The sequence below is a fragment of the Pseudomonas sp. VS40 genome, assembly GCF_018587885.1.
GTDB lineage: Bacteria > Pseudomonadota > Gammaproteobacteria > Pseudomonadales > Pseudomonadaceae > Aquipseudomonas > Aquipseudomonas pergaminensis.
Genome location: NZ_JAGYWD010000003.1, coordinates 581,111 through 605,457, shown reverse-complemented (window position 1 = coordinate 605,457; position 24,347 = coordinate 581,111). Strand labels below are relative to the sequence as shown.

General features: G+C 59.3%; 21 protein-coding genes and 2 pseudogenes. 11 read left to right on the top strand and 12 right to left on the bottom strand.

The window, feature by feature from the left end:
* Window positions 1–26: 26 nt before the first annotated feature.
* Window positions 27–2,132, bottom strand: coding sequence for a putative bifunctional diguanylate cyclase/phosphodiesterase (locus KHP07_RS11955; RefSeq protein ID WP_214497235.1), 2,106 nt, complete (start codon window positions 2,130–2,132; stop codon window positions 27–29).
* A 311-nt stretch (window positions 2,133–2,443) separates the two neighbouring features.
* Here KHP07_RS11955 and KHP07_RS11950 point away from each other — a divergent pair, with 311 nt between their 5' ends.
* From KHP07_RS11950 to KHP07_RS11940, 3 genes and pseudogenes are all read left to right on the top strand, one after another.
* On the top strand, window positions 2,444–3,109 hold the full coding sequence (locus KHP07_RS11950; RefSeq protein WP_214497234.1) for a polysaccharide lyase family 7 protein: 666 nt from the start codon (window positions 2,444–2,446) through the stop codon (window positions 3,107–3,109).
* 463 nt (window positions 3,110–3,572) lie between these two features.
* Window positions 3,573–3,868 (top strand): annotated as a pseudogene (locus KHP07_RS11945) (fructose-bisphosphate aldolase).
* A gap of 297 nt (window positions 3,869–4,165) precedes the next feature.
* Window positions 4,166–4,975: a hypothetical protein gene (locus tag KHP07_RS11940; protein WP_214497233.1), complete on the top strand. Its 810-nt coding sequence runs from the start codon at window positions 4,166–4,168 to the stop codon at window positions 4,973–4,975.
* A gap of 386 nt (window positions 4,976–5,361) precedes the next feature.
* On the opposite strand, the pseudogene KHP07_RS11935 reads toward KHP07_RS11940, so the two are convergent.
* Window positions 5,362–5,484 (bottom strand): annotated as a pseudogene (locus KHP07_RS11935) (fructose-1,6-bisphosphate aldolase); the annotation flags it as partial.
* A gap of 208 nt (window positions 5,485–5,692) precedes the next feature.
* On the opposite strand from KHP07_RS11935, the gene KHP07_RS29745 reads away from it, so the two are divergent.
* Window positions 5,693–6,013 (top strand): hypothetical protein, encoded by a 321-nt coding sequence (locus tag KHP07_RS29745; protein WP_352152400.1) that lies wholly within the window; start codon window positions 5,693–5,695, stop codon window positions 6,011–6,013.
* Between the two features lie 70 nt (window positions 6,014–6,083).
* Here KHP07_RS29745 and fba read toward each other — a convergent pair whose 3' ends face one another.
* From fba to tkt, 6 genes are all read right to left on the bottom strand, one after another.
* Window positions 6,084–7,148, bottom strand: a complete 1,065-nt coding sequence (gene fba, locus KHP07_RS11930; RefSeq protein ID WP_003177554.1) for a class II fructose-bisphosphate aldolase — start codon at window positions 7,146–7,148, stop codon at window positions 6,084–6,086.
* 266 nt (window positions 7,149–7,414) lie between these two features.
* Complete coding sequence (locus tag KHP07_RS11925) at window positions 7,415–7,750, bottom strand: MliC family protein (protein WP_078050518.1); 336 nt, start codon at window positions 7,748–7,750, stop codon at window positions 7,415–7,417.
* 47 nt (window positions 7,751–7,797) lie between these two features.
* Entirely contained in the window at window positions 7,798–8,025 is a 228-nt protein-coding gene (locus KHP07_RS11920; RefSeq protein ID WP_078050519.1) for an outer membrane protein assembly factor BamD, read from the bottom strand.
* Window positions 8,026–8,054: 29 nt separating this feature from the next.
* Window positions 8,055–9,218 (bottom strand): phosphoglycerate kinase, encoded by a 1,164-nt coding sequence (locus KHP07_RS11915; RefSeq protein WP_025857657.1) that lies wholly within the window; start codon window positions 9,216–9,218, stop codon window positions 8,055–8,057.
* 17 nt (window positions 9,219–9,235) lie between these two features.
* Window positions 9,236–10,291, bottom strand: a complete 1,056-nt coding sequence (gene epd / locus KHP07_RS11910) for an erythrose-4-phosphate dehydrogenase (RefSeq protein WP_099493097.1) — start codon at window positions 10,289–10,291, stop codon at window positions 9,236–9,238.
* A 138-nt stretch (window positions 10,292–10,429) separates the two neighbouring features.
* On the bottom strand, window positions 10,430–12,427 hold the full coding sequence (gene tkt, locus KHP07_RS11905) for a transketolase (protein ID WP_028618256.1): 1,998 nt from the start codon (window positions 12,425–12,427) through the stop codon (window positions 10,430–10,432).
* 261 nt (window positions 12,428–12,688) lie between these two features.
* Here tkt and KHP07_RS11900 point away from each other — a divergent pair, with 261 nt between their 5' ends.
* The 5 genes from KHP07_RS11900 to KHP07_RS11880 all read left to right on the top strand — a co-directional run bounded on the left by KHP07_RS11900 (window position 12,689) and on the right by KHP07_RS11880 (window position 17,665).
* Window positions 12,689–13,684 carry an ArsR/SmtB family transcription factor gene (locus KHP07_RS11900; RefSeq protein ID WP_078050520.1) on the top strand — a complete coding sequence of 332 codons (996 nt, stop codon included), beginning with the start codon at window positions 12,689–12,691 and terminating at the stop codon, window positions 13,682–13,684.
* A 19-nt stretch (window positions 13,685–13,703) separates the two neighbouring features.
* On the top strand, window positions 13,704–14,894 hold the full coding sequence (gene metK, locus KHP07_RS11895) for a methionine adenosyltransferase (RefSeq protein ID WP_034109862.1): 1,191 nt from the start codon (window positions 13,704–13,706) through the stop codon (window positions 14,892–14,894).
* A 222-nt stretch (window positions 14,895–15,116) separates the two neighbouring features.
* On the top strand, window positions 15,117–15,467 hold the full coding sequence (locus KHP07_RS11890; protein WP_214497232.1) for a hypothetical protein: 351 nt from the start codon (window positions 15,117–15,119) through the stop codon (window positions 15,465–15,467).
* Between the two features lie 95 nt (window positions 15,468–15,562).
* Window positions 15,563–17,227: an NAD-dependent DNA ligase LigB gene (gene ligB, locus KHP07_RS11885; RefSeq protein ID WP_214497231.1), complete on the top strand. Its 1,665-nt coding sequence runs from the start codon at window positions 15,563–15,565 to the stop codon at window positions 17,225–17,227.
* A gap of 42 nt (window positions 17,228–17,269) precedes the next feature.
* Window positions 17,270–17,665, top strand: a complete 396-nt coding sequence (locus tag KHP07_RS11880) for a DUF1090 domain-containing protein (protein WP_078050523.1) — start codon at window positions 17,270–17,272, stop codon at window positions 17,663–17,665.
* A 6-nt stretch (window positions 17,666–17,671) separates the two neighbouring features.
* Here the strand turns inward: KHP07_RS11880 and KHP07_RS11875 are convergent, their stop codons facing one another.
* Window positions 17,672–18,121 carry a c-type cytochrome gene (locus KHP07_RS11875; protein WP_078050524.1) on the bottom strand — a complete coding sequence of 150 codons (450 nt, stop codon included), beginning with the start codon at window positions 18,119–18,121 and terminating at the stop codon, window positions 17,672–17,674.
* Window positions 18,122–18,249: 128 nt separating this feature from the next.
* Between KHP07_RS11875 and mltA the strand changes: the two genes are divergently transcribed.
* A complete protein-coding gene (gene mltA / locus KHP07_RS11870) occupies window positions 18,250–19,434 on the top strand; it encodes a murein transglycosylase A (RefSeq protein WP_078050525.1) in 1,185 nt (394 codons plus the stop codon).
* Between the two features lie 128 nt (window positions 19,435–19,562).
* Here the strand turns inward: mltA and KHP07_RS11865 are convergent, their stop codons facing one another.
* Complete coding sequence (locus tag KHP07_RS11865; RefSeq protein WP_010207167.1) at window positions 19,563–19,949, bottom strand: MAPEG family protein; 387 nt, start codon at window positions 19,947–19,949, stop codon at window positions 19,563–19,565.
* 205 nt (window positions 19,950–20,154) lie between these two features.
* Between KHP07_RS11865 and KHP07_RS11860 the strand changes: the two genes are divergently transcribed.
* Window positions 20,155–21,414, top strand: coding sequence for a cation:proton antiporter (locus tag KHP07_RS11860; protein ID WP_078050526.1), 1,260 nt, complete (start codon window positions 20,155–20,157; stop codon window positions 21,412–21,414).
* Here KHP07_RS11860 and KHP07_RS11855 read toward each other — a convergent pair.
* Together KHP07_RS11855 and KHP07_RS11850 are read right to left on the bottom strand one after the other, a co-directional pair.
* Window positions 21,408–22,295, bottom strand: coding sequence for a formate/nitrite transporter family protein (locus KHP07_RS11855; protein ID WP_078050527.1), 888 nt, complete (start codon window positions 22,293–22,295; stop codon window positions 21,408–21,410). The genes KHP07_RS11860 and KHP07_RS11855 overlap by 7 nt on opposite strands.
* A gap of 71 nt (window positions 22,296–22,366) precedes the next feature.
* A complete protein-coding gene (locus KHP07_RS11850; RefSeq protein WP_214497230.1) occupies window positions 22,367–24,283 on the bottom strand; it encodes a patatin-like phospholipase family protein in 1,917 nt (638 codons plus the stop codon).
* Window positions 24,284–24,347: the final 64 nt, after the last annotated feature.

Genomic DNA, 24,347 nt, shown 5'->3' with positions numbered 1-24,347 from the left:
CTTGGATGGCCGCCAGTGTAGCGAATTCAGCGCGCGCGAGCGCGAAACCAGTGCGCCACTTCCTCGACCATCAGCGGCTCTGACGCCAGCGGGCCCTGAATGAACGGGCACCCATTGGCCTTGAGCCATTGGGCTTGCTCCTGGGTCTCCACGCCCTCGGCCACGACCACCACATCAAAATGACCGCACAGTTCGATGATGCTGCGCGCCATCACTGCATCCCGCGCGGAGCCCGGCAGGCGTGCGACCAATTGCGGGTCGAGCTTGAGCGTATCGAACGCCAGGTCGCGCAGATGCGCCAGGGAACAATTGCCCAGGCCGAAGTCATCCAGGGCGGTGCGCACGCCAATCTGGCGCAATAACCTGAGCTGCTTGGTCGACTCTTCCAGGTTGTTCATCAGGCTGTCTTCACTGATCTCCACCTCCAGCTGGCGCCCCCGTAGCCCATGCCGCTCAAGCACCTGCTGCAGTTGGGTGGCCAGGTTAGGCATGTTGAACTGGTTGCTGCTCAGGCTCACGCTCAGCACCAGCTCATCATCGAAGGCGGCTTGCCACGCCTGGCGCTGAGCGCCGACTTGTTGATAGATCCACGTGCTCAGTTGGCTGATCAACCGCGCTTCTTCCAGCAACGGTAGGAACAGCCCCGGCGATACATCACCAACACTCGGATGCTGCCAGCGCAACAGCGCTTCGACGCCACGCACGCGCCCGTCCTCCAAGGCCACTTGAGGCTGGTAGACCAAGGTGAAATCCTTGCTTTGAATCGCCGTGCGCACGCTGTCTTCGAGCATCAGTCGCGAACGGGCGCGGCCGTTCATTTCCTGATCGTAATAGCGATATTGCTGACGGCCCGCACGCTTGGCTTCGTACATGGCGATGTCAGCCGCGCGCAGCAGGCCGTTCAGGTCCGAGCCGCAGTCCGGGAAGGTGGCGATGCCGATGCTGACGCCGAGCATCACATCCAGGCCGTCCACCTGTTGGCAGATCGACACGCGTTCGATCAGTTTTTCCGCAATCTTCGCCGCCTGCTCGGGGAACTCCAGCTCCAGCAGCGCGGTGAATTCATCGCCCCCCATGCGCCCGAGAATGTCGTAGGACCGCAGGCAACCCTGTAATTGTTCAGAGACCCAACGCAGTACCCGGTCGCCCGCGTCATGGCCGAGGGAATCATTGACCCGCTTGAAACCGTCGAGGTCCAGGTAGAGCAACACCAGTGATTGCTCCAGCCGTTCGCTGCGCAGCAGGGTGTTCTCCACCGCCTGATAAAACCCGCGCCGGTTGAGCAACCCGGTCAATGGGTCGGTGACGGCCTGGAACTCCAGTTGCTGGTGCAGGTGGTGCACCTCGGACATATCCAGCACGGTCACCACCATCGCCTTCTGCTCGGCCGGCAACGGCGCACAGGACAACGCCACCGGCACCTGCTGGCCGCGGCCGGTGCGCAGGATCGCATCGTGTAGGCGCCAGGTCTCGCTCTGGCGGTAAGCGCTGTGCATCTGCGATTCGAGCCACGTGGGCACATGAGGTTTTTGCAGGAAGCTCAAGAACTCTTGGCCTTGCAGCTCATCCATCTTCGCATTCAGCAGGCGTGAGATCGCCGGGTTGGCGTACTCGATCACGCCCTCCTCGCTGACCACCAGAATGCCTTCGGCGGCGTTGTCCAACACCGAGGCATTAAAGGCGCGCGCAGACTCCAGGTCATGGCTCAGGCGCTGCAAGGCCCGGCGATTGCGCTGGTGCTCCAGCAACGCCTGGACCTTGGGCTTGAGGATATGCGGGTCGAAGGGCTTGAACAGGTAATCGATGGCGCCGCTGGCGTAGCCTTCCAGCACGGCGGCGGGTGATTGGGCGTTGGCGCTGAGGAAGATGATTGGCGTCATGCGGGTGCGCAGGCTGCCGCGCATCAGGCGGGCGACTTCAAAGCCGTCCATGCCGGGCATCTTCACATCCAGCAGTACCAGGTCGACTTCGTGCTGCAGCAGCAATTCGAGTGCTTCCAGGCCGGAACCTGCGGTGATCACCTGCCAGTCTTCCCGCTGCAAAAGTGCGCGCATGCTGAGCAGGTTTTCCGGGTAGTCATCGACCACCAAAAGAACCGAATCGCCATCGCCGTGGTGTGGAGCGCAATCCATGCTACGTCTCTTCCTTAAGGAGCTGCTCCGGTCACTTCTGAGATAAACCCGGATAAACGCTGAGGCCTCACTCTATCCCCGGTTCCAAAAAATCAGAAGTAATGGCAGTGCCATCATTGCGCCAATTTTCAGTAAGCCGACTAACGGTAAGTGCCTGAAGCCCACGGATCATGGGAAACATGGCTTTTTGACATTCCCTTGACGCCAATAAGTTGCCAGCAAACATTTAACAAGATGGTTAACACCACCTATAAAGAACCTGTCTGGCCCAAGGGCCATAGCCTACACCCCTCTGTAAAAAGGCCTACGCCATGATCGACCTATCTACCTGGAACCTCAGCATCCCGGTCGGCTCCCCGCCCGCCACCATCGACACCCCGAAGCTGATGAATGGCTTCAAAGACCAATATTTCCAGGCCGAAGGCAGCAACGTGCAATTCTGGACCCCCGTCACCGGCACCCGAACCGAAAATGCCGTGTACCCCCGCAGCGAACTGCGTGAGACCTACGCCGATGGGCGTTTACGCAACTGGACGTATTCGGATGCGGACAACTTTCTACGCGCTACCCTGCAAGTGAATCAGGTGCCGTCCACCGGCAAAATCGTGATTGGGCAGATCCATGCCTATGACAGCCAGAAGCCGCTGATCAAGCTGGAATATCAATTCAAGGAAAAGACCCAGACCGGCAATATTGTCGCCAAGGTACGCATGCGTCCGGATGACGGCGAAGGGCGGGTGATCACCATAGCCTCGAATGTGCCGCTGGAAAAAAGCTTTACCTACGTGATCAACCTCAATAAAGCCGGGTTGCTGAGCGTGTATGCCGCGGATGGAGAATGGAATGAGCGCATTGGTGCGGCGTGGGGCGCCAAGCCGCTGTACTTCAAGGCGGGGGCGTATGTGCAGGACAACAGCGGGGACAGCAAGGAAGGCGCGCGGGTGACGTTTGCGAAGCTGGATATTGATCACGATTGAGCATCGCCTAGTATTGCGTAGGCCTTGTCCTAACGAGCCCATAGATCATTCGCACTCTTGAATATACCAACGATCCATGTGGGAGCCGGGCTTGCCCGCGATGGCGGTGTATCAGGCAACATTTTCGGTGGCTGGCCCACCGTCATCGCGGGCAAGCCCGGCTCCCACATGGGTTCTGTGTCCTACAGGGCCGTTGCGGTGAATCGGAGCGCCGCTTATAGCTCGCCCCGTCGCCGGCATTGAATGGCGATAGGGTTTCGCAGCCCTACAGAGTTAATGCCGTACCCGTCAAAATACGGCATAGGCAGTCCTGCCAATGCTCGGCTTTTTATGGCGGTTGTACGTGGGAGGCCTTCGGGTCTGCCGGGTCTTAACTCCTGGGTCTGCGAACCCGCGCACAGCCGCCATCCTATTTGTTTCGCAGCAAACGGTGGCCAATCTTCTCTTGAGTTAAGGGTTTGCCATGAAGAACCAACTACCACCCCGCCGCTTCTACCCCTGCGCCGAGAACGCTACCGATAACCCCGTCCTTTTGATCGACAGCGCCGCCCCTCTGCGGGATTTCCACGTCTGCCTGCGCGAACGCCTGAACGCCGCCCTTGAACACCTCAACCTGATCGCCGCTCCAGCCTGCCGGACTTCGCCGAGCGCGACCTGAACAATGTGGCCAATACCGCACGCATTTTGATCCAAGACGTAAGTGATGTGTTCCGAGTTATTGAACACCGAGGTTTCGACTCTCCACCCTCACCACTGTAGAAGCTGGCTCGTTGCTCCTACAAGGCTTGCGTCAGCCACAAAAAAGTCCGCTTTGCTGCAGATTTTTATAAGCGCTCTGGCTGAGTTGAACTTGGTGTGCAGCTTACCATTCAGAAGCAGAACTCAACAAATCCGCTCACCCTTATCTAAAAAAACCCACCATTATAAAAAAAAGATATTGAACACTGTTATTTCTAACAGGTGCCAAACGATAAAACCCGCTTAATAATCAAAGTGAGAAAAAGGAAAAATTATGCCTATCAATTCTCTTAAACTCTAAATGAGTGGAGTATCAAAATGGCAAACTATCTATTTGGACTTTTTGAAAAAACCACGAAACCGTTTCCTCCAGCCCATCTCTGGCCTAACGGAGTTGCGCCCGACATAGAAATACTCAGAGAGGTTATTTGGACTTATCCGGCCCCCCCCCCAGGAGTCCCAGGAGCGCGGGGGAATCCAAACGCAAGCTGGCTCGAGCTGCCAAGTGACGCTTACATGGAGGGGGCAGCTATTTGTAACGGGATGCTTTTTACCAAATCGCAAACAACAGCATGGGTTGAACAACAATTGAACAGCTTGCCGTCCAACATGGAACATGTGGCGGTTGTGCAAGTTGTGGGGCAAGACAATTTTAACGTTAAAAAATTCTTGGTGGACACTAATAAAACTCGTGTTGCCGGTCTCAAATCTACAGCATCCAGTAGCGGGAAAATCGGCCCATGCATCTGCGCTACCTACTGGACCCCTGATTCAATTATGAACATTGCTAAGAGTAGAGACCATAGTATACGTTTTGATGCAGCAAATCGTTGCAATAGTGCATTATCCGGTGGCGTGCCAATTGGCCAAAATCCACCAGTATCGATGGGAGGCCAAGTGCTATATGATAATATGTGGCTAAACGAAATGTACGGGAGAGTTGTTATATATAAAACCGTCTTTCCCCGAAACGACACTGGGTTAGACATAGATTGGGCAGATATTGGTTTTGATTTGTTTTTTGGCGTCCTTGAGGACTTCTTCGATACCTTATTCGATGCCCTAACCGGCCGGCACTCAACCGACATAAATATTCTTAATTACCAAAAAGACTCACAAGATCAGTAAAAATAAAAGTCGCCACCCGTTAGCCCTGCAGCTTTCAGCTGCAGGGCATATTTTTAAACTCTACGTTATCCGTTGAACCGGATCCCTTTTCACTGGCGACGAACGGGTCGTTCTAGTCGCCATACGAGTCAAGCGGAAACAATATATGAGAGCCAACCTCAACCCAATCTTATTATTTTATTTAAGCATCTTCTTAACACTGTAACAACACTGAGTCTAAGACGGTCACAGGTATCACCTGTACCGGACTTCGGTCAAGCCAATCTGGAATTTGTCCTTGATAGGTGACATCTGACACAACGTAAACATGAACTCGGCGTAGAGATCCGGACAAAAAAGAAACCCGCTCACGGCGAGTTTCTTTCAAATCAGTTCAACACCCGGCCTCAATTGACCTTAGCGTTCAACTCACCTTTCAGGTAACGCTGGTACATCGCTTCCAGAGAGATCGGTTTGATCTTCGAAGCATTGCCAGCAGTACCGAACGCTTCATAACGCGCAATAGATATCACATACGCCGGTATCGGCCGCAAGGGTAATTGCCAGCCACGGTCTAAATCAACGTAGCCTCACCATGGCCATGCTTGGCGTCCTCGATCAACGCTTCTAGCATTGACCACCCGCGAAAACCATATTTGTACCACGACGTCATTGAACCCTTGACTTAAATGCAACCGAGTCCATGGTAGAGCCTACCTCTATCCGTTTGTTTGGTTTTTGAATGGCTTTAGCTATGAGATGTTAATAATATCTTCAAACATAATCCCCCAACAATTATACCCTTCTGAAAATATCGGAAGAGTCTCCATGTCCTTCAGAAGTATCCAAATGCTATGCGTTATAATTGGACCTTCCTTAGGCACACTGCTAATAATCGCAGGCGGTCGCCCAGCGCCTTTTGTTTTGACTGCATGCATGGCTTTTTTAACAGCGTCAGTGTCAGTTGCAGCCTATTTATACTTGTACAGAAAACAGCCGCCCCCCCTATCAGTTAGTACAGAAGCGAACGATTCATCTAGCGAGCCTCCTGTCACTTAAAGTTGCCTAATCAAATCCCAGCCACAAAAAAACCCGCATCGCTGCGGGCTTTTGTTTAAACGCCTGAGGCTCAGTTCACCTTAGCGTTCAACTCGCCTTTCAGATAACGCTGGTACATCGCTTCCAGAGAGATCGGTTTGATCTTCGAAGCATTACCGGCAGTACCGAAGGCCTCGTAGCGCGCGATACACACATCACGCATCGCGGTCACGGTGGCGCCGAAGAACTTACGCGGGTCAAACTCGCTCGGGTTGGTGGCCATCAGGCGACGCATGGCACCGGTGGACGCCAGGCGCAGGTCGGTGTCGATGTTGACCTTGCGCACGCCGTACTTGATGCCTTCGACGATTTCTTCAACCGGCACGCCGTAGGTTTCTTTGATGTCGCCGCCGTACTGGTTGATGATCGCCAGCCACTCTTGCGGCACCGAGGAAGAACCGTGCATCACCAGGTGGGTGTTGGGGATGCGCTTGTGGATTTCCTTGATGCGGTCGATGGCCAGCACGTCGCCGGTCGGCGGCTTGGTGAACTTGTAGGCACCGTGGCTAGTACCGATGGCGATGGCCAGGGCGTCAACTTGGGTCTTCTTCACGAAGTCAGCGGCTTCTTCCGGGTCGGTCAGCATCTGGCTGTGATCCAGCACGCCTTCGGCGCCGATGCCGTCTTCTTCGCCGGCCATGCCGGTTTCCAGGGAGCCCAGGCAGCCCAGCTCGCCTTCAACCGAAACGCCGCAGGCATGCGCCATGGCCACGGTTTGTTGGGTAACGCGTACGTTGTACTCGTAGTCGGTCGGGGTCTTGCCGTCTTCGCCGAGGGAGCCGTCCATCATCACCGAGCTGAAGCCCAGTTGGATGGAGCGCTGGCACACGTCAGGGCTGGTGCCGTGGTCCTGGTGCATGCACACCGGGATGTGCGGGAATTCTTCGATTGCGGCGAGGATCAGGTGACGCAGGAACGGGGCGCCAGCGTATTTGCGCGCACCGGCCGAAGCCTGGACGATCACGGGGGAGTCGGTCTTGTCAGCGGCTTCCATGATGGCGCGCATCTGCTCAAGGTTGTTGACGTTAAAGGCTGGGACGCCGTAGCCGAACTCGGCTGCGTGGTCCAGCATTTGACGCATGCTGATAAGTGCCATTGTGTTGTCTCTCCCGGTCGAGGGTCGTTAATCGTGCAAGCCTGCCGTAGCGGCGGCTGCTATTCAAGTTATTGCAGGCCAGGCTTTACACACCTGGCCTGCTGAATCGTTATTGCTGATGTGGCTGACTCAAATTCCAGTCTGGAACCGAATCGATGTGGGCGCTGGCTTGCCTGCGATCGCGGTGTACCAGAGACCGAATTCGCCAACTGGCCCACCGCTTTCGCGGGCAAGCCCGCTCCCACATTTGATCTTCAGTGATCTGACTATTGGGCCTTGCAGCCGCGGCCGATCAAATCATCAGTGGCTACCCAGTAGACCAGGCCTTCCTCACCTTTTGTGTGAAACGCCAACTGGTCGTTGCTGTACAGCACGCCCGAGGCGGCAACGTCCTGCTTGAGGCGGTAAACCTGATCGGAACCGCCCAAACGGACATCCACCTCGGATTTGGCCTGATTAGCAAAGCGCCAGTTCACCTCGGCTTTGCTGTCGCAGGTCCAAGTAGTCCACTTGTCGGCAGTTTCTGCCTTGTTGCCGAACATGTTCATGCTGCTGCAGCCGGCCAATAGGGCCAGGGCTGCCAGGGCGAAAACGCCTTTCATTGCCAATCCTCGTGAGGCGACCGATGGCCGCCAGTTGATCAGACCCGTCAAGGGCAACCCTGTTCCTGACCGTTGGGCGCGGCGTCGTATTTCTCCAGCCGTTCGTTGCCGATGCGCTTGTTGATCACCGGCATGGTTTCGGCTTGCCAGTCAGCCTGGTAGCAACTTTTTTTCGACGACGGCCCCGATTTATCAGGCTCCGGCGCCGCGTTTGGGGTGCTGCCGCAGCCGGCCAACAGGCCCGCTGCGATCACCAGTGCCAACGACTTGAACATGGGAATACTCCTTTTCCGGATCACGAGCCTTAGCCTTTGGCTCGGGTTTCCAGCACTTCAACGGCCGGCAGTACTTTGCCTTCGACGAATTCAAGGAACGCGCCGCCACCGGTAGAAATGTAGGAGATCTGGTCGGCAACGCCATATTTATCGATGGCGGCGAGGGTGTCGCCGCCGCCGGCGATGGAGAATGCCGAGCTTTCGGCGATGGCCTTGGCCAGTACTTTGGTGCCGTTGCCGAATTGGTCGAATTCGAACACACCCACCGGGCCGTTCCACAGGATGGTCTGGGAGGCTTTCAGCAGTTCCGCAAAGTTGGCGGCAGTTTGCGGGCCGATATCCAGGATCATGTCGTCGGCGGCCACGTCAGCGATCAGCTTGACGGTGGCTTCGGCGCTTTCGGCAAATTCCTTGGCGACGACCACGTCCACCGGCAGCGGCACGCTGACCTTGGCGGCGATGGCGCGGGCGGTGTCGAGCAGGTCCGGCTCGTACAGGGACTTGCCCACCGGGTGACCGGCTGCGGCCAGGAAGGTGTTGGCAATGCCGCCGCCGACGATCAGCTGGTTGCAGATCTGGCTCAGGCTGTTGAGTACGTCCAGCTTGGTGGACACCTTGGAACCGGCGACGATGGCAGCCATCGGTTGCGCCGGCGCGCCCAGGGCCTTGCCCAGCGCGTCCAGCTCAGCGGCCAGCAGCGGGCCAGCAGCGGCAACCTTGGCGAACTTGGCCACGCCATGGGTGGAGCCTTCGGCGCGGTGAGCGGTGCCGAATGCGTCCATCACGAACACATCGCACAGCGCAGCATATTGCTGGGCCAGTTCGTCACTGTTCTTTTTCTCGCCCTTGTTGAAGCGCACGTTTTCGAACAGCACGATGTCGCCGGCCTTCACATCCACACCACCCAGGTAATCAGCCACCAGCGGCACGTCGCGGCCCAGGGCTTTGCTCAGGTAGTCGGCGACAGGCTTGAGGCTGTTTTCGGCGGAGAACTCACCTTCGGTCGGGCGACCCAGGTGGGAGCAGACCATCACGGCCGCACCTTTTTCCAGGGCCAGCTTGATGGTCGGCAGCGAGGCCAGGATTCGCGCATCGCTGGTGACAACACCGTCCTTGACTGGGACGTTGAGGTCTTCGCGGATCAGTACGCGCTTACCTTGCAGATCGAGGTCGGTCATCTTCAACACGGTCATGGGTCGCAGTTCCTGAGTTACTGTTGAGGTTGTTTGGAAGCGATGTGCAGATAATGTTCCGCAACATCCAGCATTCGGTTGGCAAAGCCCCATTCGTTGTCGAACCAGGCCAGGATATTCACCAGCCTCGGGCCGGAAACGCGGGTCTGGCTGGCATCGACAATCGCCGAATGCGGGTCATGGTTGAAATCGCAACTGGCGTGGGGCAACTCGGTGTAGGCCAGCAAACCTTTGAGCGGGCCGCTGGTGGCGGCGTCGCGCAGGATCCGGTTGACCTCCGTCGCATCGGTGTCGCTGACGGTCTGCATGGTGATGTCCAGGCAGGACACGTTCACCGTCGGCACCCGTACGGCTTTGGCCTGGATTCGCCCGGCAAGTTCCGGCAACAGTCGCTCGATACCGCGAGCCAGGCCCGTGGACACCGGAATCACTGACTGGAACGCCGAACGCGTACGGCGCAGGTCTTCGTGGTGATAGGCATCGATCACCGGCTGGTCGTTCATTGCCGAGTGAATCGTGGTGATCGACACGTAGTCCAGGCCAATCGCCTGGTCCAGCAGGCGCAACAGCGGCACGCTGCAGTTGGTGGTGCAGGACGCGTTGGACACCAGCAGCTCATCGCCAGTCAGGCAATCCTGGTTGATGCCATAGACGATGGTGGCGTCGACATCTGCCTCGCTGGCCATCGGCTGGGAAAACAGCACACGCGGCGCGCCGGCGTCGAGGAAACGCTGGCCATCGGCACGGGTGTGATAGACACCGGAACACTCCAGCACCAGGTCGACGCCCAGTGCTTTCCAGTCGATGCCTTCGGGGGTGGCACTGCGCAAGACTTGCACGCAGTTGCCATTAATGTGCAGACAATCGCCTTCGACTCGTACTTCGCCGGGGAAGCGACCGTGGGTGGAGTCAAAGCGTGTCAGGTATTCGATGCTGGCCATGTCGGCCAGATCATTGATCGCAACAATTTCAAACCCGGCCGCCACCCCTCGCTCGAACAGCGCACGCAAGACGCAACGACCAATGCGGCCGTAGCCGTTGAGTGCAACTTTGTAGGGACGGGGTTGGGGCATGGGGTTCTCGATCAAGGTTCGTTCGGTGCTGAATGTTCTGACGCCATCGCGGGCAAGCCCGCTCCCACATCAGACCGCGGTCAAAATGTGGGAGCGGGCTTGCCCGCGATGGCGCCAGTACACACAACGCAGACTGACTTAGTCTTCCAGCAGCTCTTCAGCCTGACCCAGGATGTTTTCCAGGGTGAAGCCGAACTCTTCGAACAACGCTGGCGCCGGCGCCGACTCACCGTAGGTGGTCATGCCGATCACGCGGCCTTCCAGGCCCACGTACTTGTACCAGTAGTCGGCATGCGCCGCTTCGATGGCAATGCGCGCGCTGACCTGCAACGGCAGCACCGATTGCTTGTAGCCGGCGTCCTGGGCTTCGAACACGCTGGTGCACGGCATGGACACAACGCGTACGTTGCGGCCTTGGGCAGTCAGCTTGTCATAGGCTTGAACGGTCAGGCCCACTTCGGAACCGGTGGAGATCAGGATCAGCTCCGGCTCGCCAATGCAGTCCTTGAGCACGTAGCCACCACGGCTGATGTCGGCGATCTGTGCGTCGGTACGCACTTGGTGCTGCAGGTTCTGACGCGAGAAGATCAGCGCCGAAGGGCCGTCCTTGCGCTCGATGGCGTGCTTCCAGGCCACGGCGGATTCCACCGCATCGGCAGGGCGCCAGCAATCCAGGTTTGGCGTGGTACGCAGGCTGGTCAGTTGCTCGACCGGCTGGTGCGTCGGGCCGTCTTCGCCCAGGCCGATGGAGTCGTGGGTGTACACGTGGATCACGCGCTTCTTCATCAGCGCAGCCATGCGTACGGCGTTGCGGGCGTATTCCATGAACATCAGGAAGGTCGCGCCGTAAGGCACCAGGCCGCCGTGCAGGGACACGCCGTTCATGATGGCGCTCATGCCGAACTCACGCACGCCGTAGTACATGTAGTTGCCGCTGGCGTCTTCAGCCGAGACACCTTTGCAGCCTTTCCACAGGGTCAGGTTGGAGCCGGCCAGGTCAGCCGAGCCGCCAAGGATCTCAGGCAGCAGCGGGCCGAAGGCGTTCAGGGTGTTCTGGCTGGCTTTACGGCTGGCGATGGTCTCGCCCTTGGCCGCGACTTCGGCGATGTAGGCCGAGGCTTTTTCCGAGAAGTCGGCAGGCAGGTCACCGGCGAGGCGACGCACCAGCTCATTGGCCAGCTCAGGGAATTCGGCGGAGTAGGCCGCGAAACGCTGGTCCCACTCGGCTTCGGTGGCCAGGCCTTTTTCCTTGGCATCCCATTCGGCGTAGATGTCGGCCGGGATTTCGAACGGGCCGTGGTTCCACTTCAGGGCTTCACGGGTCAAGGCGATTTCCGCGTCACCCAGGGGGGCGCCGTGGCAGTCTTCTTTGCCCTGCTTGTTCGGCGAACCGAAACCGATGGTGGTCTTGCAGCAGATCAGGGTCGGCTGTGCGCTCTTGCGGGCGGTGTCGATAGCGGTCTTGATCTCTTCCGGATCGTGGCCGTCGACATTGCGGATCACCTGCCAGTTGTAGGCTTCGAAACGCTTAGGGGTGTCGTCGGTGAACCAGCCTTCGACTTCGCCGTCGATGGAGATGCCGTTGTCGTCGTAGAAGGCAATCAACTTGCCCAGGCCCAGGGTGCCGGCCAGGGAAGCGACTTCATGGGAAATGCCTTCCATCATGCAGCCATCACCCAGGAACACGTAGGTGTGGTGGTCGACGATGTCGTGGCCAGGGCGGTTGAACTGCGCGCCCAGGACTTTTTCAGCCAGCGCGAAGCCTACGGCGTTGGCCAGGCCTTGGCCCAGGGGACCAGTGGTGGTCTCGACGCCTGGGGTGTAGCCGAATTCCGGGTGGCCCGGGGTGCGGCTGTGCAGCTGGCGGAAGCTCTTGAGGTCGTCGATGGTGACGTCGTAGCCGGTCAGGTGCAGCAGCGAGTAGATCAGCATCGAGCCATGGCCGTTGGACAGCACGAAGCGGTCACGGTCGGCGAACGACGGGTTGCTCGGGTTGTGTTTCAGGTAGTCACGCCACAGGACCTCGGCGATATCCGCCATGCCCATGGGGGCACCGGGATGGCCGCTGTTGGCTTTTTGCACGGCATCCATGCTGAGGGCACGAATGGCGTTGGCACGCTCACGACGGCTGGGCATCGCTGATCTCCTGAAGTTTGAATATAAAAGAAACGGAAAAAAGGACCGGCATTTTCCCTCAGCCACCGCCTGCGGGCAATGACAGATAGTCACTTGAAGGTGTTTTTCCTGTGCTTTGGGCGGCAATCGCCTGCAGAAACGGTTAACGGGTTCGTCTAGAGGTTATAGCGGCTGCTTATAACCGCCACTTATCGTTCAATATCAAAACTTTTTGATATTGGCCTTGCGGGTATTTCCACCCATCACTAGACTGCTGGCCTTATGAACCTACCCGTGCCCTCACTGCGCCCCGACGACGGCGATGAACTGGCAGCCTTGTGCAAGGCCGCTGGCGATCCGTTGCGCCTGAACGTATTGCGCGCACTGGCCAACGATTCCTTCGGCGTACTGGAGCTGGCACAGATCTTTGCCATCGGCCAGTCCGGCATGAGCCACCACTTGAAGGTACTGGCACAGGCTGACCTGGTGGCCACCCGCCGCGAAGGCAATGCGATTTTCTACCGCCGCGCCCTGCCCCACACCGAACTGCTCGGCGGCAAGCTGCACGCCGCCCTGCTCGAAGAAGTGGACAACCTGAGCCTGCCGGGCGACGTGCAGTCGCGCATCGGCCTGGTGCATGGGCAACGCGCTGCCGCGAGCCAGGACTTTTTCGCACGGGTTGCAGAGAAGTTTCGTGCGCAGCAGGACCTGATCGCCGGCTTGCCCCAGTACCGCGACAGCGTACTGGCGCTGCTGGACAAGCTGAGCTTCAGTGAGGAAGCCACGGCACTGGAAGTCGGCCCGGGCGATGGCGGTTTCTTGCCCGAGCTGGCGCGGCGCTTCCAGCAGGTCACCGCCCTGGACAACAGCCCGGCGATGCTCGAACTGGCGCGCCAGCTGTGCGAACGCGAAGCGCTGGGCAATGTCAGCCTGCAGTTGGCGGACGCACTGAATAGCACGACGATCAAGGCCGACTGCGTGGTGTTGAATATGGTGCTGCACCATTTCGCCGCCCCCGCCGACGCCCTCAAGCAAATGGCCGGGCTGCTGCACCCCGGCGGTAGCCTGCTGGTTACGGATTTATGCAGCCACAACCAGAATTGGGCCAGGGAGGCCTGCGGTGATCTCTGGTTGGGTTTTGAACAGGACGATCTGGCCCGTTGGGCCACCGCTGCGGGACTCGTTCCCGGGGAAAGCCTCTATGTAGGTTTACGTAATGGTTTCCAGATCCAGGTCCGCCATTTTCAGCGGCCGGCTGGCGACACTCACCATCGGTAAATATCAGGAAAACATCGAGATGAGCGAATACTCCCTTTTCACCTCCGAGTCCGTGTCTGAAGGGCATCCGGACAAAATCGCCGACCAGATTTCTGATGCGGTGCTGGACGCCATCATTGCTGAAGACAAGTTCGCCCGTGTGGCGTGCGAGACCCTGGTGAAAACCGGTGTAGCGATCATCGCTGGCGAAGTAACCACCACCGCCTGGGTTGACCTGGAGCAGATCGTTCGTGACGTGATCACCGACATCGGCTACACCAGCTCCGACGTCGGCTTCGACGGCGCGACCTGCGGCGTGATGAACATCATCGGCAAGCAGTCCCCGGACATCAACCAGGGTGTTGACCGCGCCAAGCCAGAAGACCAGGGCGCCGGCGACCAGGGCCTGATGTTCGGCTACGCCAGCAACGAGACCGACGTGCTGATGCCAGCACCGATCACCTTCTCGCACCAACTTGTACAACGCCAGGCCGAAGCCCGTAAAAACGGCCTGCTGCCGTGGCTGCGTCCGGACGCCAAGTCCCAGGTGACCTGCCGTTACGAAGGCGGCAAAGTCGTCGGGATCGACGCTGTCGTGCTGTCGACCCAGCACAACCCGGACGTCTCCTACGCCGACCTGCGCGAAGGCGTGATGGAGCTGATCGTCAAGCATGTGCTGCCGGCTGAACTGCTGAGCAAGGACACCCAGTTCCACATCAACCCGACTGGCCAGTTCATCATCGGTGGCCCGGTGGGTGACTGCGGCCTGACCGGTCGCAAGATTATCGTCGACAGCTACGGCGGCATGGCCCGTCACGGCGGTGGTGCGTTTTCGGGCAAGGACCCATCCAAGGTTGACCGTTCGGCGGCCTACGCGGGTCGTTACGTGGCCAAGAACATCGTCGCCGCCGGCTTGGCCGAGCGCTGCGAGATCCAGGTGTCCTACGCCATCGGTGTGGCCCAGCCTACGTCGATCTCGCTGAATACCTTCGGCACCGGCAAGATCAGCGATGACAAGATTGTGAAGCTGGTGCGTGAGATCTTCGACCTGCGACCTTACGCGATTACCACCATGCTCGACCTGCTGCACCCGATGTACCAGGAAACCGCAGCCTACGGCCACTTTGGTCGTACCCCTGCGCAGAAGACAGTCGGCGACGACACCTTCACCACCTTTACCTGGGAAAAAACCGACCGCGCCAACGACCTGCGCACTGCCGCCGGCCTGTAATCGCATTCGGTCCACAAAAGCCCTGCCGGGTGCATCCGGCGGGGCTTTTTATTGCCACGCAAATGGCGCGACAACCTTCACACTTTTTGGATCCAAAGCTTGCAGGCCCAATGATGGCCCTCTAGAATCCGCGCCCTCTCGGGCCCTTCACCTTATTTGGATATTGCCCTGCGCCAGCCCGGGATTCACACGTGTGCGGGCAATCGAACATTGAGGTTTTTCATGCGCATTTCCACGCTCGCCCCCACTGCCCTACTGCTTAGCCTGTTCGCCTTGCCGGTAAATGCCGCCGACCTGAGCGCGCTGAGTGGTGCCCTGGGCGCCCAATTGGGTGGCGGCAACTCCGGCGACTGCCAGAAGCAAGCCAACGACCTGCAAGGCAAGATCGATGCGGCCGAGGCCCAGAAGGACACCTTGAAAGTGAAGGCCTTTAAAGCGGCCCAGGACCAGATCAACAAAGGTTGCAACAAACTTTCCGAAGCCCAGGCCAAAGCCGACGTCAAGCAGCAAACACAGGAAGCCAAGGCCGATAAGCCGGACGCTGTGAAAGCCCTGGGCGGTCTGTTCAAGTAAATAGAAACACCCAGTAAAAAGCCCCGCCTTGTCGGGGCTTTTTTGTGGCCGAGTGGATCATTTAGGCTGGGCGCCCCTTCCGAGCAAGGATGCTCATGATGCATTTACTGGTTGCCCTTTTACTCATCGCATTACCTCTCTGGGTGTGGGCCGAAGAGTGCCCGGATGCAGCCCGTTCACAGGTGGGCGCCCTGGCCGAGCAGATCCGCCACTGGGATGACAGTTACCACCGGCTTGGCCAGTCCCCCGTCAACGATGAACTCTACGACCAGGCGCGCCAGCGCTTGACCCATTGGCACCAGTGTTTCCCGGAAACGGCTGCGGCGCCTGCCAACCCACTGGCGAGTTCACGCGGAACCCTGTCTCATCCCGTTGCCCATACTGGCCTGGAGAAGCTACTGGACGAGCAGGCCGTCGACGCCTGGTTAAGTACGCGCCAGGATGTCTGGATTCAACCCAAGGTCGATGGTGTTGCAGTGACCCTGGTGTATCGACAGGGGCACTTGAAACAGGTCATCAGCCGAGGCGATGGAACAGCAGGCCACGACTGGTCCGCCTCTGCGCGCAAGATTCCCGGCATTGTCCAGCAGTTGCCCAAGCCCATCGACCTGGTGCTGCAAGGCGAGCTCTATTGGCGTCTCGATGACCACGTGCAGTCAGCAAGCGGCGGGCTCAATGCTCGCAGTAAGGTGGCCGGGTTGATGAACCGCAAACATTTGAGCGACACCGACGCCGCTGGCATTGGCTTGTTCGTTTGGGCCTGGCCGGAAGGCCCGGCAGCGTTTACCGAACGCCTGGCCACCCTGGCACGCTGGGGTTTCATCGATAGCCGGCGCTACAGCCAGCCCATCCGCGACATCAGCGAAGCCGCGCACTGGCGCGCCTATTGGTACAACCACCCCCTGCCGTTTGCCAGCGATGGCGTGGTGCTGCACCAGGCACAACACGCACCTGCCAAGCGTTGGCAAGCCAGCGCCCCCTATTGGTCAGCCGCCTGGAAGTACCCGGTGACCAAGGCCTTGGCATGGGTGCGCAACGTGCAGTTCAAGATTGGCCGCACCGGGCGCATCACGCCCATGCTGGAATTGGAGCCGGTACGGTTGGATGACCGGCAGATCAGCCGGGTGAGCGCTGGCTCATTGAAACGCTGGCAGGCACTCGATATCCGCGCGGGCGACCAGGTTTCCATCAGCCTGGCGGGCCAGGTTATTCCTCGGCTGGACGAGGTCGTCCTGCGCAGCCCCACCCGGGCGGACTTGCCAGTGCCCAACCCGGCTAGATTCCACGCCTTGAGCTGCTGGCAACTGGACCCCGGTTGCGAGGAGCAGTTGCTGGCACGCCTGACCTGGCTGAGCGGCAACCAGGGCCTGGCCTTGCCATATATCGGCCGCGAGACCTGGAACGTATTGATCCAGGCCGGTCTAATCGCAGGCTTTCTCGATTGGTTGACCCTGGATGCGGCAGAGCTTGCTAACATTGACGGCTTCGGTGATCGCAGCCGCGCACGAGTGCTCGAGGGCCTCCACAGCGCGCGGCAACGGCCTTTTGCACAATGGCTGAAAGCCTTGGGTGTACCGCCTGCGGCACGTAACAACCTGGAAGGCGACTGGCAGACGCTGGTCGCCAGAGACACCCAGGCCTGGCTGGCCATCGATGGGATCGGCCCGGGCCGCGCGGCGCAATTGAGCGCTTTTTTTCGCGACCCGCATGTACAGGCCATGGCTGAAACATTACGCGTGGCGGGGGTGGACGGCTTTTGAACCTGTTCCCTCCACCATCAGATTGCGACTTTGGAGCACCCTATGAAATTTCTAGCCCCCTTTGCCTTGCTGACCGTCGCAAGCTTCATGGCCACGCCGCTGCTGGCTGCCGAAGAAGCCTCCCAGCTCACTGGCTGCGCGGCCAAGCGCCAAGCCATCAGCACCCAGATCGAACAAGCCAAGGCCCACGGCAACAGTGCCCAACAAGCCGGCCTGGAAAAAGCCCTGAGCGAAGTCACCGCCAATTGCACCGACGCGTCCCTGAAGAAAGAACGGGAAAACAAGGTGCTCGACGCCAAGCATGAGGTCAGCCGCCGCCAGGCCGACCTCGACAAGGCCATGAAAAAAGGTGACGCGGACAAGATCAACAAGCGCAAGGACAAGCTCGCCGAGTCCCGCAAGGAACTGCAGGACGCTGTCGACGAACTCGACGAATAAACCCGGTCAGTGGTCCCGGAACTGTTTATGGCAGGCGCTGCAGGCATCTTCGACTTTCTGCACCGCCGGCCCCAGGTTGCTGGCCTTGTAAGGCTGCACCTGGCTGGCGGTCACCAATTCACCGGTGGCCGTTTCAAGGTTGCGGGCCAGTTGCTGGAACTGCGCCTGTTTCTGCCACACGTCATCCTTGGCGCTGGTGTGATCTTCTTCACGCACGCTTGGAAAATGTTTCCACGGTTCATGGGACAACGCATCCAGCTTGACCGCGCCTTCGGCGAATTTCGCGCCGTCGAATGGAATACGCCCGCGCAGCATGCCGCCCAGGTCTTCACCGGTCTTGAGCATCTGTTTGAAGATCGCCTTGCGCTGGCCCAGTGGCGAATTTGGATCAACGCCGCCACAGGCGGACAGGGTCAGGCAGGCCAGCAGTACAACGGTCAGTCGTTTAAAAGTCATGGTGGCTTCGAGGTCACGGAAAACGGCGGCCAGTATCCTCGCACCGCCCGCAAAGACCAATAGCCCTATTAATAATAAGGGTTGCCCAAGGCGCTGCGGCGCGGGCAATCGCTTCAGGAATTGTTTGTATGAATGTCACTTTGAAAACCTGGAGCCGCCGCCTGGCGTGGGCTCTACCGATGATCGCGCTGCTGGCCGGCTGCGACGCGGGCAAAGAAACAGCCAAAGATGAAACGTCCAAACCCCACGCCGTTGCCACCTATGTGAATGCACCATGGGAAGCCTTGCCGGCAGTGTCCGACAGCGACCTGCTGGCCGGTTTTGAATCCTGGCGCAGCGCCTGCCAACGCCTCAAGGCGGACCCGATCTGGGGTGCGACGTGCGCAGCCGCTGCGACCGTGCCCGCTAATGCTGCGGCGGTGCGGGGCTTCCTCAAGGAGCGTCTGGATGTGTTCGGCCTGCGCTCTGCCGACAACACGCCCAACGGCTTGATCACCGGCTACTACGAGCCGGTCTACCCCGGCAGCCTGACCAAGACCGCCACCGCCAACGTGCCGGTGTACGGCGTGCCGGACGACCTGATCATCGTCAATCTCGAAAGCATCTACCCCGAGCTCAAGGGCAAGCGCCTGCGCGGTCGCCTTGAAGGTCGCGTGCTCAAGCCCTACGACGATGCCAGCGCCATCAACGGCCAGGGCTCCACGGCCAAACCGATTGCCTGGCTGACGGACCCGATGGACCTGCAATTCCTGCAGATCCAAGGCTCGGGCCGCATTCAACTGGCGGGTGGGCGCCAACTGCGCGTCGGTTATGGTGACCAGAACGGCTACCCTTACCGCCCGATCGGCCGCTGGCTGGTGGAACAAGGCGAGTTGAAGAAAGAAGACGTGACCATGGGCGCCATCAGCGCCTGGGCCAAGGCACACCCGCAGCGCATTCCGGAACTGCTCGCGAGCAATCCCAGCTATGTGTTCTTCAGCGCTCGGCCTGACAGTAACGAAGGCCCGCGCGGCTCGTTAAACGTGCCATTGACCGCCGGCTACAGCGTGGCGGTGGATCGCAAGGTGATTCCGCTGGGCAGCCTGTTGTGGCTGTCGACCACCAAGCCCGACGGTTCGCCAATCGCACGGCCCGTCGCGGCACAGGACACCGGTGGCGCGATCACGGGTGAAGTGCGTGCAGATTTGTTCTGGGGCACCGGCGATGCGGCGGGTGAACTGGCGGGGAACATGAAGCAGCAGGGGCAGATCTGGATGTTGTGGCCAAAGGGTGCAGCGCTGCCCCAGGTGCCGGATGCCCCTGCGGGGAACTAAGGGACGCTGAAAATCCAAAATGTGGGAACGGGCTTGCTCGCGAATGCGGTGTATCAGCCACCTATGTACTGACTGGCACTCCGTATTCGCGAGCAAGCCCGCTCCCACAGGGGATCGTCATCAACCCGTCAAATCGAGACGAAGAAGAAACTCGCAATCAACGCCATCCCCACGAACCACACCAGCGAACGCAGCATCGCCCAGTCCGCCAGGTAGCAGATGATGTACAGCAGGCGGCTGGTTATAAACAGCACGGCCAGCACATTGATGGTCACCAATTCGGCCGTGCCGGCCAAATGCGCGATAATCACTGCAGCCGCAAAGGCCGGCGTGACTTCAAAACTGTTGAGTTGCGCACTGTGGGCGCGTTTGGCAAACCCTTCGAGGGTATCCAGGAACGCGCGAGGATCGTGGTTCTGCCGAGGGCCGAACTTGCCACCGCTGAACTTGGCCACCCCCGTGCACAGGTAAGGCAGGAAAATTGCGATCAACACACACCAGAAGGCCACCGTCATCACTGATTCCTTATTCAGATTGTTATTTGAGTTCGAGGCAGAAATTAGAGTTTTAGCACTAAATATGCACAGCCGCACCTATCGCTATGAGCCGCCAGCCCCGGAAAGGTTCTATCGGTGATTTGCCCTCAGCCCTGCAACATCGCGCCGCTGCTGCGGTCCATCCCCCATCAACGCTGTCCCACCCAACTTCCAAGGACCCCGGATGCTTGAACTTGTCGCCGCTTTTATTTGCCTCACCACCCTGCTCACCTATGTGAATTTCCGTTTTATCGGCCTGCCGCCCACCATCGGCGTGATGGTCACGGCCCTGGTGTTTTCACTGATCCTGCAAGGCTTGAGCTTTCTCGGCTACCCAGGCTTGGAGGAACGTATCCAGCAACTGATCGGCCAGATCGACTTCGGCGATTTGCTGATGAACTGGATGCTCTCGTTCCTGCTGTTCGCCGGCGCCCTGCACGTGAACCTGAACGACCTGCGCAGCTACCGCTGGCCCATCGGCCTGCTGGCTACCTTCGGCGTATTGATCGCGACCGTGGTGATCGGCAGCCTGGCGTATTACATCTTTGCCCTGTTTGGCTGGCACGTGAGCTTCCTCTACTGCCTGCTGTTCGGCGCACTGATTTCCCCCACCGACCCGATTGCAGTGCTGGGTGTGCTGCGAACCGCCAATGCCTCCAAGCCCCTGAAGACCACCATCGTCGGCGAGTCGCTGTTCAACGACGGCACGGCGGTAGTGGTGTTTACCGTTTTACTGGGCATTGCACAGTTGGGCGAAACGCCGACCGTGAGCGCCACCGCCATGCTGTTTGCCCATGAGGCGATTGGCGGCGTGGTGTTCGGGGGCCTGATCGGCTACCTCGTTTACCTGATGATCAAGAGCATCGAGCAGCACCAGATCGAGGTGATGCTGACCCTGGCGCTGGTCATCGGCGGTTCGGCGATGGCTACTGAGCTGCACGTCTCGGCGCCGATTGCGATGGTGGTCGCCGGCCTGATCATCGGCAACCTGGGGCGCAAGCTGGCGATGAACGACATGACCCGTCGCTACCTGGACGGTTTCTGGGAATTGCTCGACGACATGCTCAATGCGCTGCTGTTTGCGCTGATCGGCATGGAGCTGCTGCTGTTGCCATTCAACTGGCTGCACGTGTTCGCCGCCAGCCTGCTGGCCGTGGCGATCCTGCTGTCGCGCCTGCTCACGGTTGCACCGGCCATCCTGCTGTTGCGTCGCTGGCGCACGGTGCCACGCGGGACCATCCGCATCCTGACCTGGGGCGGCCTGCGCGGCGGCGTCTCGGTGGCACTGGCGTTGGCCCTGCCGCTGGGCCCGGAGCGCGACCTGCTGCTGAGCATCACCTACATTGTGGTGCTGTCGTCGATCCTGTTGCAGGGGTTGAGCATCGGCAAGCTGGTCAAGCGCGTGACCCGGGACGAGCCCCAGGCCACGCCTGACGCTCACTGATCCTTGTCGATCTGCTGCGGATGCCTCGGGTCCGCAGCCTTTTTACCCGGCAAACTGCCCTCGCTGCGGATTTGCGCATGGCTGATCAGCGCGAAGATAAAGCTGCCGCCAATGATGTTGCCCGCCAGCGTCGGCCCGGCGAACACCAGCCAGAAATCCTTCCACGGCAATTCGCCGGCGAACACCAGGTACGACACCTCGGCCGAACCGACGACGATATGGGTGAAATCACCCAGGGCCATCAGGTAGGTGATCAGGATGATGATCCACATTTTGGCGCTTTCCATGGAGGGGATCATCCACACCATGGTGGCGATCATCCAGCCGGACACAATGCCCTTGGCGAACATCTGGCCGGCATCGTTCTCCATGATCTTGCGCCCGATTTCGAGGAAGGCCAGGTCAGTCTTGGTGTCGAAGATCGGCAGGTGCAGCATCACATACGCCACCAGCAGGGTGCCGCACAGGTTGCCCACCAGCACCACTGTCCACAGCCGCAGTAGTCTTCCAGCATTGCCCAGTGTGGGTTTACTCATCACCGGCAGCACGGCGGTCAGGGTGTTTTCGGTGAACAATTGCTGGCGCGCGAGGATCACCGCGAGGAAACCCGCGCAGTAACCAAAGCTGGCGATCACCTTGAAGGCTTCGCCTTCCGGCAGGCGCGAGTTGAGCAATCCCATCGCCATCAGCGACAGCCCCATGGTTAGCCCGGCGGCCAGTGCCGACCACCACAAGGCGGCGACACTGCGCTCCAGTTCCTGATCGCCCTGGGTGCGGATGATTTCATGCAAAACCGCCGCGCGGGGTGGCTGGTTCTTGTCGACATCCTGTTGCTCTTCCTGCGACAGGTTGGGGGTCTTGCCGTCTGCGTTGGTGGCCATGATGTTCCAGAGTCCGAGGGGTGCCTGTAGCTACGACACGCCGCGACGGTGGCTGTTCAGTGACCATGCAACTAAACCGGGATGCGCCAGGCCTTGGCCGCTTCCACCGTGGTAGAGCTGAACGGAGCACTCCAGGGCTTATTGCTCGCCGGGTAGTCTTTGACGATGCCGTCGAGCACGTTGTTGAACGCCTGTGGCGTCTTGGCATCCGCCAAGTCACGTGCCGCACCTCGCAGCAACTCGACGTTGGCTGCCGGCTGGCCCGGACGATAAAGCGACGGGTAAATGACTTCCCGCGTGAAATTTTCGGATTTAACCGCGAGATCGCGCCTTTTCATCTGCGCAACCGCGCTCGTCATAACCTTCGACAATGCCTCTGCGTTGCCAGGTGACTGCTTGCTCATCACTTGCAGGAGTTGCTGAAAATTGGGCTTGCCGGCTGCATTGAGACGCCGCCCAAACCATTCGAAATGCTCGGGACGCCGCGCCAGTGCATCGAGGTTACGCAACGCCGCCGCCAATTTGGGGGTCACCGTCAGTTTGTCACTGGCCTGATTGGCTTCGGTAATGGCGACATCCATCGCTTGCATGGCTTGCTGCGCGCTCTGGCGAAACATCAGCACATCCTTGGCGGCAGGATCTTTCTTCAGATCATTCTCGACGCTCGCCAGCATTTCATCGTCCATGGCCAATACAGCGTCGTCCAATGACTGAAATGGATAGCGCTCACGGAGCTCGGCACGCTTTTCCAGGTGCGCGCCTACCGCCGTACACGCCGATGTCTGCAAATGCTGTTTCTGAGCGTCGGTCATGGTGAAATTAACCGTGCCGCCCAGCATGCCGCGAAAATCGCCCTTGTCGGACTTCAGCGGTAACACGACGGTTTGGTCCGCCTGGGCCATGAGCTTGTCTTCCTGATACCCCACCGCGGCCGCATGCGAGACACCAATGAGGGTATCGACCAGGCCACTCACAACGCTGCCTCCCTTTGCAGGCTCCGGCTTATCGGATTCGAACTTGACGACCAGCGACTCGGTCTTGCTCAGGGGGCTTTCTGGAAAAGACGGATCAATCACCGCAGAAGAGGGTGTATTGACCAGCAGCCCACCATCCTGAAATGCCGTTTGCTCAGCATGCTCCTGAAAGGCGTGGCCTTGCTCCTTCGGGCTTTTGAACAGACCAGGCAATGAGCCGGAAATATGAGCCGCCCGGACAATGTCCATCTCCGGGGTGGTGCTGGTGTTGAAGACCACCAACTGCGGCCGGCCATCGAACATGCCGGTACCCGTGATATTGAGCTGCTTGACCGCCGGAATGTGGCGACTCAACACCTCTATGTCGCGAAAAGTCGGCCCCTTCCCCGCACTGAGCCGGTCGGCAATCTTCATGACTTCATCTGGCCGGCTTTCCCGAGATGTTCCTGCAATCTGTGCCAGCAGCGACTTGCGCGCTTCACTGCCAATCAAATCTTCAAGAGGTTGCGCTTCGGTTTGCAGACGCGGCAGGAGGGTGAACAGTAATTGCGCAATGTTGCCGGCAGGCCCAGGCAAGCGCCCCGCCCATTTGCCAATTTCAGCACTGGCATTCTGCAGCTTGGCAATCAACGGGGTTTTGCTGTTCAGCAATTCAGGCAGGTTGACGCTGTTCGACAACTTTTCAAAGGCCTTGGCATCCATGCCACTGGCCAGCAACGCAGCAGAGATCGCCCCTGCGGATGAGCCGGAAATTACGTTTACGCCGCCCAATGCTTGGTGGTCTTCAAGCGCCCGGACCATGCCCGGGAATGCAATCCCCTTCGCCCCACCGCCACTCAATACCAAGTGTGCAAGCGGCGGCGGCGACAGGGTCACTTCCACTCGGCCATCGCTGAAGCGAACAAGGCTCACCTTGCGCTCGCCTACGCTGTTGACCAGAGAGGTCTTTACATCTTTATCGACACCTTCAGACTGTTGAGACTGAAAATTGGCATTAGAACTGGACACTTTCATACACGGCTCTCTCTACAGGATGTAGTCCTGAGTGACGCGAGAGCCTGGGATGGGTCCACCCGGA

What these genes read in the sequence shown, in the direction of transcription:
- KHP07_RS11955 (WP_214497235.1), bottom strand. Translation starts at nt 2,132, where the DNA reads ATGGATTGCGCTCCACACCACGGCGATGGCGATTCGGTTCTTTTGGTG.
- KHP07_RS11950 (WP_214497234.1), top strand. Translation starts at nt 2,444, where the DNA reads ATGATCGACCTATCTACCTGGAACCTCAGCATCCCGGTCGGCTCCCCG.
- KHP07_RS11940 (WP_214497233.1), top strand. Translation starts at nt 4,166, where the DNA reads ATGGCAAACTATCTATTTGGACTTTTTGAAAAAACCACGAAACCGTTT.
- fba (WP_003177554.1), bottom strand. Translation starts at nt 7,148, where the DNA reads ATGGCACTTATCAGCATGCGTCAAATGCTGGACCACGCAGCCGAGTTC.
- KHP07_RS11925 (WP_078050518.1), bottom strand. Translation starts at nt 7,750, where the DNA reads ATGAAAGGCGTTTTCGCCCTGGCAGCCCTGGCCCTATTGGCCGGCTGC.
- KHP07_RS11920 (WP_078050519.1), bottom strand. Translation starts at nt 8,025, where the DNA reads ATGTTCAAGTCGTTGGCACTGGTGATCGCAGCGGGCCTGTTGGCCGGC.
- KHP07_RS11915 (WP_025857657.1), bottom strand. Translation starts at nt 9,218, where the DNA reads ATGACCGTGTTGAAGATGACCGACCTCGATCTGCAAGGTAAGCGCGTA.
- epd (WP_099493097.1), bottom strand. Translation starts at nt 10,291, where the DNA reads ATGCCCCAACCCCGTCCCTACAAAGTTGCACTCAACGGCTACGGCCGC.
- tkt (WP_028618256.1), bottom strand. Translation starts at nt 12,427, where the DNA reads ATGCCCAGCCGTCGTGAGCGTGCCAACGCCATTCGTGCCCTCAGCATG.
- KHP07_RS11900 (WP_078050520.1), top strand. Translation starts at nt 12,689, where the DNA reads ATGAACCTACCCGTGCCCTCACTGCGCCCCGACGACGGCGATGAACTG.
- metK (WP_034109862.1), top strand. Translation starts at nt 13,704, where the DNA reads ATGAGCGAATACTCCCTTTTCACCTCCGAGTCCGTGTCTGAAGGGCAT.
- KHP07_RS11890 (WP_214497232.1), top strand. Translation starts at nt 15,117, where the DNA reads ATGCGCATTTCCACGCTCGCCCCCACTGCCCTACTGCTTAGCCTGTTC.
- ligB (WP_214497231.1), top strand. Translation starts at nt 15,563, where the DNA reads ATGATGCATTTACTGGTTGCCCTTTTACTCATCGCATTACCTCTCTGG.
- KHP07_RS11880 (WP_078050523.1), top strand. Translation starts at nt 17,270, where the DNA reads ATGAAATTTCTAGCCCCCTTTGCCTTGCTGACCGTCGCAAGCTTCATG.
- KHP07_RS11875 (WP_078050524.1), bottom strand. Translation starts at nt 18,121, where the DNA reads ATGACTTTTAAACGACTGACCGTTGTACTGCTGGCCTGCCTGACCCTG.
- mltA (WP_078050525.1), top strand. Translation starts at nt 18,250, where the DNA reads ATGAATGTCACTTTGAAAACCTGGAGCCGCCGCCTGGCGTGGGCTCTA.
- KHP07_RS11865 (WP_010207167.1), bottom strand. Translation starts at nt 19,949, where the DNA reads ATGACGGTGGCCTTCTGGTGTGTGTTGATCGCAATTTTCCTGCCTTAC.
- KHP07_RS11860 (WP_078050526.1), top strand. Translation starts at nt 20,155, where the DNA reads ATGCTTGAACTTGTCGCCGCTTTTATTTGCCTCACCACCCTGCTCACC.
- KHP07_RS11855 (WP_078050527.1), bottom strand. Translation starts at nt 22,295, where the DNA reads ATGGCCACCAACGCAGACGGCAAGACCCCCAACCTGTCGCAGGAAGAG.
- KHP07_RS11850 (WP_214497230.1), bottom strand. Translation starts at nt 24,283, where the DNA reads ATGAAAGTGTCCAGTTCTAATGCCAATTTTCAGTCTCAACAGTCTGAA.